This is a genomic window from Chitinophaga sp. W3I9, from assembly GCF_050434025.1.
Lineage (GTDB): Bacteria > Bacteroidota > Bacteroidia > Chitinophagales > Chitinophagaceae > Chitinophaga.
Map to the genome: position 1 here is coordinate 7,744,799 of NZ_JBNPWC010000001.1, position 15,202 is coordinate 7,760,000.

Annotated in this window: 12 protein-coding genes and 3 rRNA genes (1 of these 15 only partly in view); 4 read left to right on the forward strand and 11 right to left on the reverse strand. The window is 42.5% G+C overall.

All coding sequences use genetic code 11. The features are described from left to right. The first annotated feature begins 412 nt into the window (after positions 1-412). On the forward strand, positions 413-1,294 hold the full coding sequence (locus QFZ51_RS31440) for a type IV toxin-antitoxin system AbiEi family antitoxin domain-containing protein (protein ID WP_429051543.1): 882 nt from the start codon (positions 413-415) through the stop codon (positions 1,292-1,294). Here QFZ51_RS31440 and QFZ51_RS31445 read toward each other — a convergent pair. From QFZ51_RS31445 to QFZ51_RS31480, 8 genes are all read right to left on the reverse strand, one after another. Further along, the gene (locus QFZ51_RS31445; protein WP_429051545.1) at positions 1,281-2,192 is read right to left on the reverse strand and encodes a nucleotidyl transferase AbiEii/AbiGii toxin family protein; all 912 of its coding nucleotides are present in this window, start codon (positions 2,190-2,192) and stop codon (positions 1,281-1,283) included. The genes QFZ51_RS31440 and QFZ51_RS31445 overlap by 14 nt on opposite strands. A 6-nt stretch (positions 2,193-2,198) precedes the next feature. Further along, positions 2,199-3,326 (reverse strand): tyrosine-type recombinase/integrase, encoded by a 1,128-nt coding sequence (locus QFZ51_RS31450; protein WP_429051547.1) that lies wholly within the window; start codon positions 3,324-3,326, stop codon positions 2,199-2,201. Continuing rightward, positions 3,323-3,709 carry a helix-turn-helix transcriptional regulator gene (locus tag QFZ51_RS31455; protein WP_429051549.1) on the reverse strand — a complete coding sequence of 129 codons (387 nt, stop codon included), beginning with the start codon at positions 3,707-3,709 and terminating at the stop codon, positions 3,323-3,325. The genes QFZ51_RS31450 and QFZ51_RS31455 overlap by 4 nt, the downstream gene beginning before the upstream one ends. A 269-nt stretch (positions 3,710-3,978) precedes the next feature. Beyond that, complete coding sequence (gene mnmE, locus QFZ51_RS31460) at positions 3,979-5,361, reverse strand: tRNA uridine-5-carboxymethylaminomethyl(34) synthesis GTPase MnmE (RefSeq protein ID WP_429051551.1); 1,383 nt, start codon at positions 5,359-5,361, stop codon at positions 3,979-3,981. A gap of 135 nt (positions 5,362-5,496) precedes the next feature. Beyond that, complete coding sequence (locus QFZ51_RS31465) at positions 5,497-6,333, reverse strand: energy transducer TonB (RefSeq protein ID WP_079470954.1); 837 nt, start codon at positions 6,331-6,333, stop codon at positions 5,497-5,499. A gap of 37 nt (positions 6,334-6,370) precedes the next feature. Next, positions 6,371-6,988: an ExbD/TolR family protein gene (locus QFZ51_RS31470; protein ID WP_429051552.1), complete on the reverse strand. Its 618-nt coding sequence runs from the start codon at positions 6,986-6,988 to the stop codon at positions 6,371-6,373. Between the two features lie 64 nt (positions 6,989-7,052). Beyond that, complete coding sequence (locus QFZ51_RS31475) at positions 7,053-7,706, reverse strand: ExbD/TolR family protein (protein WP_079470956.1); 654 nt, start codon at positions 7,704-7,706, stop codon at positions 7,053-7,055. 69 nt (positions 7,707-7,775) lie between these two features. Then, a complete protein-coding gene (locus QFZ51_RS31480; RefSeq protein WP_336389237.1) occupies positions 7,776-8,630 on the reverse strand; it encodes a MotA/TolQ/ExbB proton channel family protein in 855 nt (284 codons plus the stop codon). Positions 8,631-9,366: 736 nt separating this feature from the next. Here QFZ51_RS31480 and QFZ51_RS31485 point away from each other — a divergent pair. From QFZ51_RS31485 to QFZ51_RS31495, 3 genes are all read left to right on the forward strand, one after another. After that, complete coding sequence (locus QFZ51_RS31485) at positions 9,367-11,928, forward strand: zinc-dependent metalloprotease (protein ID WP_370912646.1); 2,562 nt, start codon at positions 9,367-9,369, stop codon at positions 11,926-11,928. 141 nt (positions 11,929-12,069) lie between these two features. Further along, positions 12,070-13,095, forward strand: coding sequence for a LacI family DNA-binding transcriptional regulator (locus QFZ51_RS31490; protein WP_370912647.1), 1,026 nt, complete (start codon positions 12,070-12,072; stop codon positions 13,093-13,095). A gap of 32 nt (positions 13,096-13,127) precedes the next feature. Next, positions 13,128-13,967 carry a hypothetical protein gene (locus QFZ51_RS31495; protein ID WP_429051555.1) on the forward strand — a complete coding sequence of 280 codons (840 nt, stop codon included), beginning with the start codon at positions 13,128-13,130 and terminating at the stop codon, positions 13,965-13,967. 68 nt (positions 13,968-14,035) lie between these two features. On the opposite strand, the gene rrf (QFZ51_RS31500) is transcribed toward QFZ51_RS31495, so the two are convergent. The 3 genes from rrf (QFZ51_RS31500) to QFZ51_RS31510 form a co-directional block, all read right to left on the reverse strand. Further along, a 5S ribosomal RNA gene (rrf, locus tag QFZ51_RS31500) occupies positions 14,036-14,147 on the reverse strand. 163 nt (positions 14,148-14,310) lie between these two features. Beyond that, a 5S ribosomal RNA gene (gene rrf / locus QFZ51_RS31505) occupies positions 14,311-14,422 on the reverse strand. Positions 14,423-14,505: 83 nt separating this feature from the next. Beyond that, positions 14,506-15,202, reverse strand: a 23S ribosomal RNA gene (locus tag QFZ51_RS31510); it runs 2,191 nt beyond the window's last position.

The following is a 15,202-nucleotide window of genomic DNA, read 5'->3' on the forward strand; positions in this document are numbered from 1 at the left end:
TTTAAATATTATAATTAAAGCATATACTATTTCTCTATAACAAAAGATAGAAGATACTGAAAAAGTCGCATTTATATGTCACCAAAAAGCTGTACCTTCGATGAGTACGAAGTATATATACTTCGTACTCTAGCCTTCTTTTGCTAATTCTCCCATATTTTAACTTCCGCTTGATCCGCTAATTCTCTTAGATATCCTAATGAATTTGGAAATGTAAAATAATATATTTAACTTTGATAAAGAGTATATATACTCTTTATCGTTGTACATAAACGAAGATTCGCTCGAATCAGCATTAATAATGCTTAAAATGTCCTAGATTATCAACGGTTTGTTTTTTTGGAAAAAATCAAGTATCTTCGATACTGAAAGTATATATACTTTCAGTATAGGGCGCATTAAACTATAAACTATGCCCAGATATCCTAAATTCGTATCTGCACAGAAACAAATTCTCACATATTTTTCTACTCAACGGCAAAGGGTTTATTCAATTCTAGAATTATCCAAAATATTGGAGGAGCAGAGAGGTATTTGGAAACTAAGCATTAATACAAATGTCGAAAAATTTGCCGATCAACTTATTGAAAGAGAAATATTAAAGAAAATAGAATTAATCTTTCCTGATACTTTGGTGAAAACTGAAAGGTACCTATTCAAAGACGCCTCTCCATATGAGATCGCTTTGTCATTAAGAAGCAAATCGTACATATCTCATTATTCTGCCGTATTCTTAAATAATCTTACTACTCAAGTCCCCAAAACTATCTATGTCACGCATGAGCAGAGTAAGAAGCAGCCAATAGGCAAAACTCAGTTACTACAAAATGCGATAGATCATGCTTTCTCCCAGCCCCAACGGATATCTAATCATACTACAAAAATTGGTGATTATTCTTTAATCCTATTAAATGGGATGTATTCAAATAGAGCAGGTGTACAAAATCTAATAATTGATGATTATGGTATAGCTGTGACAAATTTAGAAAGAACCTTGATTGATATAACTGTACGTCCTAATTATGCTGGAGGAATTTTTTCTGTTTTAGATACTTATCGCAACGCTTTAGACAAAGTCTCAATTAATAAACTAGCTGCGACGTTAAGTCAAATAAATTTCATTTACCCATATCACCAATCTATAGGTTTTCTTCTTGAAAGAGCTGGTTATTCCGGTAAACAACTTGATCTATTAAGAAAAAAAAACATGGAGATTGATTTTTACTTGACCTATCAAATTGAAGAAAAGCAATATTCAAAAGAATGGAGAATCTTTTATCCTAAGGGAATGTAATAGTTTCAAAGCTTTGTAATACAAAATCAAAATAATAGTCAAAGGGTTCAAGTGTCACCTTTGCAGAGACTGTAGCCTCCACGCTTTTCCAATCATCATTATGAATTACTTTATAATTTCTAATCAATTTAATAAAATTAAGAGGAACTCTTTTGGCTTCGAATATGTTTTTAATTAATTCCTTGTTTTCATTACTATGAGGATCTATTTTGTGGTCACTCATAATAAGATGTATATCATAAAAGTCTCGCGCTCTCGGTCTTGGCGAATGTGATGGTATTATTTCTGCATACTCGGGCAATTGTTGGCAAATTGCTCTAACCTTCTCGAAAACAATCATTTCTGGGGTGTATACATAAACCACATAACCATCTAATTCTATTTGCATTTTATGCTCTACGTATTCGTATTTACTAATTTCAATTTCAAACTTTGGTGAATTATTGGTTTGTAATGGGAGTGCTAATTTTCGGAACTGCTCTATATCTCCGTTAAACTTATCATATAAATTTTGAGGAATAAGCTTAAACTCGATTTTATATCCACCCCAAAAGTCAGATACTTCTTGTCTCGCTTTTTTAGGCTTATTCATAAAATTATAATCGAAAAGAATATATCCGTGCTCTAAGAAAGTCTGCTTAAGGACGTTTTCTATTCTATTCTTACAATCTTCTAATTCACTGTCGAAATCCCCATCAATTGAAAAGTCCAGGTCATAAATAACATTCACATCCAGCCGGAGCAGATCCGCCACCTCCTTAGCCGACATAATATTCTCGTGAGCATGCGACTGAAAAGCTCCTTTAGATAAGTCCAGCAATTCAGACAACATACCTTTGATCTGTTGGATATCGCTCTCCATCCGATTCAATCTCTGCTCAATAGGCGATAAACTCATAAGGGGTTAATTTAAATGTTTATTAATAGCCTTGCTGGCTGCTTTGGCCCTATTTGTATCCGGCACCTTTGCATAAATCTGTGTAGTCTTCACATGTTTATGATTCAGCATTTTGCTGACAACATAAATATCTTCTCCTTTCTCAATCAGGTCAGTGGCGTATTTATGCCGCCAGTTGTGGAACTTAGCTTTGTCCTTTAAGCCAACGCTGGCAAACCATTCCTGCAACCTTGTCCGGGTACGGGAATAGTTCAGATCCGGAAATATTAGCTTATCCCCTTCCTGCTTCTCTCCTAATATATCAATCGCTTGCTGACTGATATAATGCTTGAAAGACCGTTCCGGCTTGGGGTCTATGATATACACGTACCAGGTGTTCAATGCTTCGGAGAAGTGCAGATCACTCCATTTCAGAATCTTGATAGCACTAAACCGAAAGCCACTCAGCAAAGCAAAAATGGAAGACCGGAAAACAGTATCATCATCAATAGGATTCTCCAGTAACAACCGTAACCCTTCATCATCAATGATCTGCCGGAAGGTATCTACATTACTGATACGTGGCACACGCAAAGTATAGTCTTCGGGTAGATACTTATCCAGGAAAGCACTCTGAATAATGAGAATAAATTTATCATAATAAGAAGCAGCCGAATTCTGGGCCAGCTTCGCTTTTGAGGACTTTAGAGAATTGGTAGTTAACAGGTACTCTTTGAACTTTTTCAAGAATATTTCATCAATGTTCCTGAACTTAAAATGCTCTCCCATCCAGCGTTTCAGGTATTTAATTGCCGTTTCATGATGGGTGGTATCAACTCCTTCTCGCTGTTTCCCACGAATAAAGTTCAACGCATACACATAGAAATCGGCATCCAGGGCGTCTTTATTATACAAGCCGTTAGCGTCCAGCATCAGGGCTTTCATCCGTTTGAGATAAATCTTTTCGGCAATCTCGTTATACAATTTGTTTTCCTGTTTCTCTAAGGGAGTAACAGGATTAGCATGTAGATGTAGATTCAGGAACTCCCGCCGGGTGTATTGTTTCGCTTGCGGATTCCATACAGGCGGGTAATAATCTATATAAAGACTGAGCTTCCCACTCTTCAGCTTCTTATTTCTCAGCGCTCCTCTCATATATTCCCGTATTTGGTGGTTAAATAATCTATCACGGTTTGCCGGTGAAAAAGAAGACTACGCCCTACTTTCAGCTTGGGAAAATCATCATCTTTTATCAACCGGAATAAAGTACGTTCGCTGATGCTGGTAAGAGAAGATAGCGCCTTAATATCTATCAGGTCGCCCAATGGCTTTGAGGTTGGGGGACCAACCAACCTGGATTTAGAAAGAAGTTGAGTGTTTGTTTCCGACTCTACTTTCTGTACACGTTCTTTCTTCTCACGTAGTTTATAATTGCGGCGGGCGCAGGTAAGCGAACAGAATTTGGTTACTGTCTTTTGGGCGATGAACACTTCTCCGCAATGCTCACAAATCTTCTTTATCCTTAAATGACTACTCATTTTTTAGAAGTTGAAATTGGAACTATTGGGAGGCTACTGTCTGGGGATGAACTAAACTGTCTATTACTGCCTTATACTGTCAATTACTGCCATTATTTCCCTATTTCCCCATGTACATTTGTACCTCCGTATCTTATTACTAATTTAGAGGTTTAATGTTCAACAACAAAATAAAACAAAGGAAAAATCAGGCATCCTGTCAATATGCAACACTGATAAGCATTACGTTAGGTAAATAAAGAAAAGTAGATGTAAATAAAAGAAAGGGCTTACTTCCCGATACAAAACTTACTAAAAATATAATCCAGCCTATCCTCATTTGTCACCTCACCCGTTATCTCTCCCAGATAATGCAAACAGAGCCGGATATCCAGTGCCAGCAAGTCTCCCGGCAGACCGTCGTCCATTCCCTGTTTTACATCTTGTAATGATTTCAGCACTTCCTGCAGCGCGGCGTGATGGCGGGCATTGGTGATGATGGTATCTTCTGTGTTGACATCGCCTGCCAGTACCTTATGTACCAGTGCATCTTTCAGCTCCTGGATGTGTGCATGATTCTTTGCTGAGATAAAAAGTATTTCAGGTATACCGGTGAATTTGGCGCGGATGGCTGCTTCACCGGTGATATCTGTTTTGTTTCCTACCAGGAGATAGTTAACGTTTTGTGATTCAAAAGCAGTAATCTGATTACGTATATCCGTTTCAGAGAGTTCATTCACATCAAAGAGATAAACGACTACACCGGCCTCGCGTATTTTCTCCATTGTTTTCCGCACACCAATGCTTTCAATGGTATCCAGGCTTTCGCGGATACCGGCAGTATCTATAAGGCGGAAGAGGATGCCATCAATGTTGAGTATTTCCTCGATGGTATCGCGGGTAGTGCCGGCAATATCGCTGACGATGGCGCGGTTCTCATTGAGAAGCGTATTCAGTAATGTTGATTTGCCGGCATTGGGTTTACCTACTATGGCGGTATTCACACCATTTTTGATAACATTTCCCATCCGGAAGGAATCGATGAGGTGCTTCACTACTCCGGTGGCATTAGTAACAAGGGTATATAAGCCGCTACGATCGGCAAATTCCACATCTTCCTGGCTGAAGTCCAGTTCAAGTTCGATCAGGGCAGAAAAGGTAATTAATTGCTCACGCAGAGCATGTAATTCCTTTGAGAAGCCTCCACGCATTTGTTGCATGGCGGTTTGATGGGAAGCGGCAGAATTGCTGGCTATCAGATCGGCCACAGATTCGGCCTGGGTAAGATCCAGTTTACCGTTCAGGAATGCCCGCTGGGTAAATTCACCTGGCTTCGCCAGCCGTGCACCTGCTTTAATGGTGGCATCAATAATTTGTTGTTGGATATAGGGAGAACCATGACAGGATATCTCAATCACATCTTCGCCGGTATAAGAGCGGGGGCCTTTATACAGGCTCACCACTACCTCGTCGATGATATGACCATTGGAAACGATGTTACCAAAATGCAGGGTATGACTGGCTTGTTGCAGGAGATCCTTACCAGGGAATAGTCCGTTACAGATCGCATAGGTATCGGGGCCGCTCAGCCGTATCACTGCAATAGCGCCGAGGCCCGGGGCTGTTGCTACCGCTACAATCGTATCATCAAATCCTGTTAATTTACCCAGCATACCATGTTTAGTTTATGAATATTCCCAAAGGGCACAAATTTACGGACAATCGTGGCTATCACCAATTCCTGAAAATCAAAGGTCCCGTTCCAACTATGTTGAAACGGGACCTTTGAAAATTATATTGATACAGTACTACTCCTGCAAAGTAAAGCGGATAGGGAGGTTGAACTGTACAGAAACCTGGCGGCCATTTTGCTTACCAGCTTTCCACTTAGGCATGGTTTTCACCACACGCACAGCTTCTTCTTCCAGGCCACCACCTTTTGCGGCGCCTACTGTTTTTACATCTTTAATGTTTCCTTCAGAATCTACTACGAACTGAACGAATACTGTACCGGAGATACCATTTTCCTGCGCAACGCGTGGGTAACGGATATTTTTGCTCAGGTATTTGGCCAGTGCTTCTTCTCCACCCGGGAAGGTTGGAGGTTGCTCTACGAAAGTGAAGATTTCTTCTTTTGCAGGAGCAGGAGGCGGGCCTACTACACCGGTACCTTTACTATCTTCCAGTAATCCCGGATCAACTCCGTTTGGATCACCGTCTACAGTTTTAGTACTGATGGCTTTATCCTTAATATCCTCATGTTTCGGAGGTTCCTCATCCGGTGGTACTTCATTATCCTTCTTAATAACAGGAGGAGTGAACTGTACTGACGGTTTTACCGGTGGTGGCGGCGCAGGCGGTGGAGGTGGCGGAGGTGGCGTTTTCGGATCATCCGGTAACTTCACATCCTCCATCTTAATTTCCTGTATCACCGGCTTCTTCGTGTTTTCACCCTCAGAAGCTTTAACCCACTGTGATATCATGTACGTTGCAAAGAATATTACAAACAATGACGCGGTTCCCAAAATGGCATTCCGCACACGCTTATTATACTGTCTCCGCAAATCGTACGCCCCATAATCCTTGTTCCTGCCGTCAAACAGGATATCAAGAAAATCGGACTTTAAGACTTTAGCAGAATCCATTGTTGTTGTTTTATGATGGATGCAAAAAAATAATTAGTTATTTAGCCGGCGGAGTTGCAGGAGTGCTGCTAGGTACACCGTTAGCTGTTTCTGTAGACTGTATCCATTTTTTATCCTGGTCACTGATATCTACGGTTGCATAACGTTGAATCCTGTTGATGGCCATTTCATCAAGAATATCTACGAAATTCTTGTAATTAGCCTGATCATCAGCTTTAATAATCACCACAACATCTTCTGGTTCACCTTTTGCATTTCTCAGTTTGGCAACCTCATCCCTCTTTCTGATAATCTCATCTCTGATTCCTCCGGTATTGGCAAATGATGTTGCCTTGAAGAAGTCAGGATTAGCAGAGGCATTCGGGTCTTGTGCCAAACCTTCGTAATAGTAAACACGATTATCTTTTCCGAGTAAAATGGTCAGGGCCGTACTTTCTTTTACTTTGTTCTGGTCCTTCTCATTTTCGGTATCCTTTGGCATGATCAAGTCCATTGTTTTGGGCTTGGACATGGTAGTGGTAAGCATGAAGAAGGTAATCAGGAGAAAACCTAAGTCTACCATCGGTGTCATATCTACACGGGTAGATTGTTTCTTGGATTTCGTCCCACCGTGTTTCTTGCCACCGCCACTACTACTGGTATCCATTTCTGCCATAGTAGCCAATTTTTTTTAGTTCTTAAATCAACAGCCTTCCAGGTCAGGAAGTAATTACTGCCGTTTACTTCTTAGGTGCATTTGCCTCTTCCCAGGCAGCAGTACCTTTAGGTGCTTCTTCCAGGTTAGTAACCAGGTTCAGCTTCTGAATATGCTTCTTTTTGAAGGTATCCAGGATTTCCTTGATCTTTGGATAAGGAGTCTGGTTGTCTGCTTTGATACAGTACTTCAGCTTCGCAATGCTTCCGCCTTGTGCTGCAACACCATATTCGATCCAGGCACCTAACTCATTATTAGCAGAATCTGTAGGAATTCCCTTGTCCAGTCCTGATTTTTTACGTTCGTCCTCAGAGAGGGAGAGGTATTGTTTCAGGTCTTTGATAGGTGCTCCTACACTGGCTCCGGTTACAAAGCTTTTAATTTCTTTATCATCCAGGCCCAGTTTGTACTGCGTGTTCAGATCTTCTATCAGCTTCTTTCTTTTGGGCTGACCATCCATGCTGAAAAACACTCTGCCATCCTTATCCACTGTGAATAACAACACATCGGAATCAGGTAAAAGGGTGGTGTTTATAGAGGATGGGGTAACTACTGTTACCGGTTCATCCGGTTTAAACTTAGTCGCCAGCATAAAGAAAGTTAACAGCAGGAAAGCCACATCACACATTGCTGTCATGTCAATGGCCGTGCTTTTCCTTGGCATTTTAACTTTAGGCATCTTTACTCTGTTTTATGGTTTACTTTAAATAGATTCAAAACCGCTCAAATTCCACAAAATAATCTCAGATTATTTGTGGTTTGCTGCGAAGCTCTGAGTTAAAGTAAAGCCAGATTCGTCAATAGCGTAAGTGATGCTATCAATATTGGTAGTAAAGTAGTTGTACATTACGATCGCAATAGCGGATGTACCGATACCCAGTGCGGTGTTGATCAACGCCTCAGAGATACCTAACGCCAGCTGTGCAGAATCCGGAGCACCACCAGAAGACATTGCAGAGAACGCCTTGATCATACCCAATACTGTACCGAACAGACCCAACAGGGTTGCTACAGACGCAATGGTGGACAGGAACACCAGGTTCTTTTCCATCATTGGCAGTTCCAGTGCAGTGGTTTCTTCAATTTCATTTTTGATGGTCAGGATCTTCTGTTCTGTATCCAGATCAGCATTGGTAACCATTTCTTTGTACTTTTTCAGACCAGCTTTCAGTACATTTCCTACAGAGCCTTTCTGTTTGTCACACTCAGCCAGTGCTGCGTCTACATTTTTGTTAGCCAGGTGATACTGTACTTTACGTACCAGCTCAGAACCGCTGAATTTACCTTTTGCTTTTGACAGGTACAGGAAGCGCTCGATCACGAAAGTCAGACACACCAGTAATACGGAAATCAATACCGGTACTACCAATCCTCCTTTGTAAACAGTACCAAACCATTTACCGATACCTGAATCTATAGGATGTCCATCGGGATTATTACCCTGGAAATTGGCTGGATTACCTAATACAAAAAAGAAAAACAGGAATCCTATCACTAAGCAGATAGGCACAGCCAACGTCGCGAACAGGTTGGATGACTTTTTAGGTTGATGAGAAGAAGCCTTAGCTGTAGCTGCAGTCACAGTTGTTTTAGTCTCAGCCATGTTGATTGAAATTTTAGTGTTAAAAATTAAACTATTGTTTGTTAGAAGTTTCTGTCCCTTTAGAATGCCCCTCAGCACCCAATTTACTGTTTTAATCAGTGATTCGCAAAGTTATACGGTTGGTCCAAAAAAACAAGTGCAGCCCAAAAAAACCCACAAAAATTAACCTTCACACGTAAAAGCCCCATCACAGGGCTTTTAGACCACTCATTTTTTTAGAGCAAACACTTACATAAGCGAATAAACCAATATTGCAGTTCTCACAACTGATTGTTACTGTCCCAATTCTTGAAATCGTTTGATTTTTTTCAAAGTTGGACGCACAATTTAAGAAAAAATTCAAATGTTCCAACAGAAATCTCACAATTCTGCCAACTTATTTATTTCCGCGCCAGTGACCACTTTCAGGCCACGCTAATAGCATTTAGCAATACAACATCCATATTTGCCCGTTCCATAACTTGAAATTCAATGCCGCAGCGACAATCAACTTCTCCCCTGTTATCTCTGCCATATGAAATTATTATTTGCTATAACAATAAATACTTACATAAAAAAAGTTGCCACCGCAACTATTGTTTCAACGCCTACCATTCAATTTTGCTTCTTTTTTTCCATTCCTACAGTCATTACTGCGCTTATGGATTTTCCTGATAAGTTAATACTTAAAATACTTACTTGCAAAGGTTTTTAAAAAAACATAACAACTAATCAAAAACCAATTTATTAAATCGTAATGATCAAACCAATTCATCACAAACTGATAATAGCCATGGCAGGCGCACTTTGCCTGGGTACTACAGTTTATCAACCTGCCAGCGCACAGCGGAAAAAACAATCGCGTAACGCCACCCCAACTACTCCTGCTCCTGCTAAAGATTCTACCGGGAAACCTCCGATGATCAAGCCGGGACCAAAACCAGGACCCAAACCCTTTGCCGAAGTAATTACTGATAAAGCCCAGGCTGATTCAGGCCTGTTTAACATCTATAAACTGGATGACCGCTTCTTTTTTGAAATCCCTGATTCCCTGCTCGGAAGAGATGTACTGGTGGTAAACAGGATCTCAAAATCAGCTGCAGGTCTCCGCGCTATGATGATGGGCTTCAGTGGCGATATCATCGGCGAAAATGTGATCCGCTTTGAAAAAGGCCCCAACAATCGCATCTTCCTTAAAAATATCTCCTACGCCGACGTTTCAAAAGATTCTACCCAACCTATGTTCACCTCTGTGAGCAACTCCAACCTGCAACCCATTGTTGCAGCATTTGATGTAAAGGCGGCATCTAAAAACGGGAAAGGTACAGTTATCGACCTCACAGAATACATCAGCGGGGATAACGAGATCCTGTTCTTCGACGGCCAGATTAAAAACATGCTCAAAATCGGTGGTGTTCAACCTGATAAATCTTACATCTCTGATGTGAAATCCTATCCGATGAATACCGAAATCAAAACCGTAAAAACATACAGCAAATCCGGCGGACCGGGTGGACCAGGTATGCCCCCATCTCCGGGTGGCAATGCTACCGTGGAGTTAAACAGCTCTATGGTATTGCTTCCCGCAGTGCCCATGCAACCACGCTATTTTGATCCCCGCGTAGGCTACTTCACCACCAGCGTAACCGACTTCGATGCGGATCCGCAAGGCGTGAAAAGACTCCAGATGATCACCCGCTGGCGCCTGGAACCAAAACCTGAAGACATGGAGAAATATAAACGCGGCGAACTGGTGGAACCAGTTAAACCCATCGTGTTTTATATTGACCCTGCAACGCCCGTAAAATGGCGTAAATACCTGATCATGGGTGTGAACGACTGGCAGTCTGCCTTCGAACAGGCGGGCTTTAAAAACGCTATTATTGCGAAAATGGCGCCTACTCCCCAGGAAGATTCCACCTGGTCTATTGAAGATGCCAGATTCTCTGCTATCGTTTACAAACCTTCAGATGTGCCTAATGCGAGCGGTCCTCACGTACACGATCCCCGCTCGGGTGAAATTATCGAAAGCCATATCAACTGGTACCACAACGTGATGCATTTGCTGCGTAACTGGTATTTTGTACAGGCGTCTCCCAACGATCCCCGCGCCCGTAACATGCAGTTCAGCGATGAACTGATGGGTGAACTGATCCGCTTTGTATCTTCCCACGAAGTGGGCCATACACTCGGTTTACGCCATAACTTCGGCTCCAGCTCCACTTACCCGGTTGAGAAACTGCGTGATAAGGAATGGGTAAAAAAGAACGGCCATGCGGCGTCTATCATGGACTACGCCCGTTTTAACTACATAGCGCAACCAGGCGACGGCATCACCGGAGCTGATCTCTATCCCCGCATTAACTACTACGATAAATGGGCAATCGAATGGGGCTATAAACTGCTTCCACAGGCCAAATCACCTGAAGCAGAAACGCCTATCCTGAATAAAATGACGGTAGAAAAGCTGAAGGATAAGAAATTCTGGTTCGGTACAGAAATGAACCCGGATGATCCAAGATCCCAAAATGAAGACCTGGGCGACAATGCCATGATTGCCAGTACATACGGCATAAAAAACCTCCAGTATATTATGCCTAACCTCCTTAGCTGGACAAAGGTAGATAACGAAGGTTATGCAAACCTGTCTGAATTGTATAAAGAAGTAGCCGGTCAGTTTAGCCGTTACATGGGTCATGTGGCTAAAAACGTAGGCGGGATCTACGAAACACCGAAAACGGTAGAACAAGCCGGTGGCGTGTACGAATATGTACCTGAAGCAACCCAGAAAGAAGCGATACAGTTCCTGAACAAGCAACTGTTTACCACTCCGAAGTGGCTGATTAACCAGGATTTACTGAGCCGCATAGGCAGCGATGGCGTTTCCCTGATTAATTCCCGCCAAACACCGGTGCTGGACAGGCTGATGAGTACCAATACCATCAATAAACTGATTGCCGGTGAAGCTGCACTGGGGGCAAAGGCTTATTCACCTGTTGATATGCTGAACGATCTGAAAAAATCCATCTTCTCAGAACTTTATACACATCAACCGATAGACGTATACCGCAGAAACCTGCAACGCGACTATGTGGATAACCTTTCTGACCTGGTAGCCCCAGCTGCCCCCGCCAACCCAATGATGGGTGGTTATGCACCTCCGAGTGCTGCCAGATCAGATGCTGCAGGCATTGGCCGTGCCCAGCTGACCGCCCTGAGAACAGAGCTGCGTGCTGCTGCAGGCAGTGGCGACAGCATGACCCGCAATCATCTCCAGGAGCTGATTGCCCGTATCAATAAGGCACTGGATCCGAAATAACGAATGCGCATACACGAAAATATCTGCACCCTTCCCGGTAACTCCAGGAAGGGTGCCTTCGTTTTATAGATGTTCAAAAGCCTATAAATTATTGCGGAAAATGCTTAATATCGCTGCATTATTAACTTAGAAGCCTCAAAAGTGAAAGATCGGACTAACAAAATCACGATATACGATATCGCGCATAAGCTGAATCTGTCGGCATCTACTGTTTCACGTGCATTGCAAAACAATCCGCTCATTAACCTGGAAACACGTGAAAAAGTACAAGCCGCAGCTACAGAGATGGGCTACGTACCTAACTGGATTGCTTCCAGTTTGCGCAAGAAACGGTCGAACATTCTCGGCCTTATCGTACCCCGAACTTCCATGTACTTTCAGAGTACGGCTATCAGCGGTATTCAGCATGAGGCACATAAATATGGATTCAGCATTGTAATTGGCCAGTCGGATGAAACCGTGGCGATGGAGAAGGAATTAGTACATACTTTTTATTCTCTTCGTGTAGATGGATTACTGGCAGTTGCTTCCATGTTCACCACCAATTTTGATCATTTCAGTCCGTTTATCAAGAACAATATTCCACTGGTATTTTATGACCGTGTGCCTACCGATTTTCAGGGCTACACTATTACCGGAGATGATTTCAGAGGCGGTTTCCTGGCCACCGAACACCTGATCAAACAAGGTTGCAAACGTATTGCCCACTTCTCCGGAGTGCTCACCTGTAACCTTTACCAGCAAAGGCTTTCAGGATACAAAGAGGCATTGGCACAATATAATATTCCTTTCGACGAAGAGCTGGTTTATATCCATGATCTGACGATGGACTCGGCGACTATTGCTGCACAACAATTGTTTGATGCACAGAAAATGCCCGATGGTATGTTTGCAGCCAATGACAGTTCAGCGGTGGCTTTTATCCGTGAAGCGAGGAACAGGAATATTGCGGTTCCCGGGCAAATCAAAGTAGTGGGATATTCCAATGATCTGTCTTCCCGTATTATTTCTCCTTCTTTAACTACCATTGAACAATCGGGGTATAATATGGGGCAGAAAGCAGTGGAAACAATCGTTCAGCTGATCAACCACGAAGAGACAGTGAAAGTGACAAAAAATTACGTATTCCCGGTGGAGTTAATCAAGCGGGAATCTACCGGAATATAATTTAATACTAAAACTGATAACCTACAACTTTTATGAAATCTTCCATTTATGTAGCATTATTATGTACTGCCGCAGTTGCCGTATCCTCTTGTAACAAGCGTATTTATGTGCCTAACCAGGTAAATGTGCCGTTGTTGAAAGAGAAGTATGAATTCAAAGGCAGCGTTACACCTACCAATCTGCAGACCGCTTTTGCAATTACTGATAATATAGCCATCATGGCCAATGGCCAGTACCTGTGGGGATTTAATTATGCCGATCCGACCAATAGTTACGATGAAGATGGCTTATTCCGGGATAACAATACCCGCGGAGGATTGATAGAAGGGGCAGTTGGCTTCTTCAAGCCTATTGGCGTCAGTAAAAAAGCAGTTTTTGATGTATATGCGGGTTATGGCAGCGGCAATTTCAAAACATTGACTGGCAACTACAAATCCGATAATGATGGTACTGGTAACATTAACCTGAACGACTATGTCATAAAAAACCGTTTCAGCAAAATATTTATACAACCAAGCTTCGGGCTTTCCCATCGTGTGGTGGAAGCAGCGTTCAGCAGTCGCTTTTCCCTGATAAACTTTTACGACAGTAATATTGGCGTAAAGGCATTTGAAAATAATGAACAGGAGCAGACGAAATTTATGCGTATCCACGACAAATCCGTGGTGTTCTATGAGCCGGCATTCACAGTGCGGGTGGGTTATAAATACGTAAAGTTTCAGGCACAGTTACAGTTTTCAACACCGATAAACAGTAATAGTTTTTACGACGATACCGACGACCATAATTTCAATGAGTATTTCCAGCCGGTGAATTTTAATATGGGTGTTGCGATAAATCTGGCGAAGTGGTATAATCGTACGAATAGATAAGTGATTCCAGGAAGTGATATAAAAGAGAAAGCCTTAGTGTTTGAAACACTAAGGCTTTCTTTTAATAAGTATGGCAGCTACCTACTCTCCCGCATGATATTGCAGTACCATCGGCCATGAGGGGCTTAACTTCTCTGTTCGGAATGGGAAGAGGTGAACACCCTCGGCATAACCACCATAAGATCTTTAGCCTGTTTGAGCAGGCAATTATATGATGAAGTTCTGAACGAACTGTGAATCGTATTTGAGTCTCTTAAAGAGATAACCTATAACAGCTTTTCTGTCTGGATAGAATTTAAATAAAGAAGCCTCGGTGTTTGTACACCAAGGCTTCTCTTAATAAGTATGGCAGCTACCTACTCTCCCGCATGATATTGCAGTACCATCGGCCATGAGGGGCTTAACTTCTCTGTTCGGAATGGGAAGAGGTGAACACCCTCGGCATAACCACCATAAGATCTTTTTTGCTTTACAGCAAACTAATAAGATAACATATCGGGAAAGTTGTATTCTAAGACTCTTTTGCGTAATATTTAAAAAATTAAAGCTTACGGGCAATTAGTATTACTCGGCTGCGATGTTACCACCCTTACACCTGTAACCTATCAACGTCGTAGTCTCCGACGGCCCTTAAAAGTAAACTCATCTTGAAGCAGGTTTCACGCTTAGATGCTTTCAGCGTTTATCCTATCCATACATAGCTACTCTGCACTGCACCTGGCGGCACAACAGATACACCAGCGGTATGTACGACCCGGTCCTCTCGTACTAAGGTCATGTCCTCTCAATTTACTAACGATCACAACAGATAGGGACCGAACTGTCTTGCGACGTTCTGAACCCAGTTCACGTGCCACTTTAATCGGCGAACAGCCGAACCCTTGGGACCTTCTCCAGCCCCAGGATGTGACGAACCGACATCGAGGTGCCAAACCTCACCGTCGATATGAGCTCTTGGGTGAGATCAGCCTGTTATCCCCGGAGTACCTTTTATCCTTTGAGCGATGGCCCTTCCATACAGAACCACCGGATCACTTTAGCCTGCTTTCGCACCTGCTCGGCTTGTTTGCCTCACAGTCAAGCACCCTTATACTAATGCGCTCTGCGTACGATTACCAACCGTACTGAGGGTACCTTTGCGAGCCTCCGTTACCTTTTAGGAGGCGACCACCCCAGTCAAACTACCCACCAAACAATGTCTCCCATTACTGGGATTAGACTCTAAATAACAGAAG

Bases quoted from the DNA above. Each gene is read 5' to 3' on its own strand.
- QFZ51_RS31440 (WP_429051543.1), top strand. From the start codon at position 413: ATGCCCAGATATCCTAAATTCGTATCTGCACAGAAACAAATTCTCACA.
- QFZ51_RS31445 (WP_429051545.1), bottom strand. From the start codon at position 2,192: ATGAGTTTATCGCCTATTGAGCAGAGATTGAATCGGATGGAGAGCGAT.
- QFZ51_RS31450 (WP_429051547.1), bottom strand. From the start codon at position 3,326: ATGAGAGGAGCGCTGAGAAATAAGAAGCTGAAGAGTGGGAAGCTCAGT.
- QFZ51_RS31455 (WP_429051549.1), bottom strand. From the start codon at position 3,709: ATGAGTAGTCATTTAAGGATAAAGAAGATTTGTGAGCATTGCGGAGAA.
- mnmE (WP_429051551.1), bottom strand. From the start codon at position 5,361: ATGCTGGGTAAATTAACAGGATTTGATGATACGATTGTAGCGGTAGCA.
- QFZ51_RS31465 (WP_079470954.1), bottom strand. From the start codon at position 6,333: ATGGATTCTGCTAAAGTCTTAAAGTCCGATTTTCTTGATATCCTGTTT.
- QFZ51_RS31470 (WP_429051552.1), bottom strand. From the start codon at position 6,988: ATGGCAGAAATGGATACCAGTAGTAGTGGCGGTGGCAAGAAACACGGT.
- QFZ51_RS31475 (WP_079470956.1), bottom strand. From the start codon at position 7,706: ATGCCTAAAGTTAAAATGCCAAGGAAAAGCACGGCCATTGACATGACA.
- QFZ51_RS31480 (WP_336389237.1), bottom strand. From the start codon at position 8,630: ATGGCTGAGACTAAAACAACTGTGACTGCAGCTACAGCTAAGGCTTCT.
- QFZ51_RS31485 (WP_370912646.1), top strand. From the start codon at position 9,367: ATGATCAAACCAATTCATCACAAACTGATAATAGCCATGGCAGGCGCA.
- QFZ51_RS31495 (WP_429051555.1), top strand. From the start codon at position 13,128: ATGAAATCTTCCATTTATGTAGCATTATTATGTACTGCCGCAGTTGCC.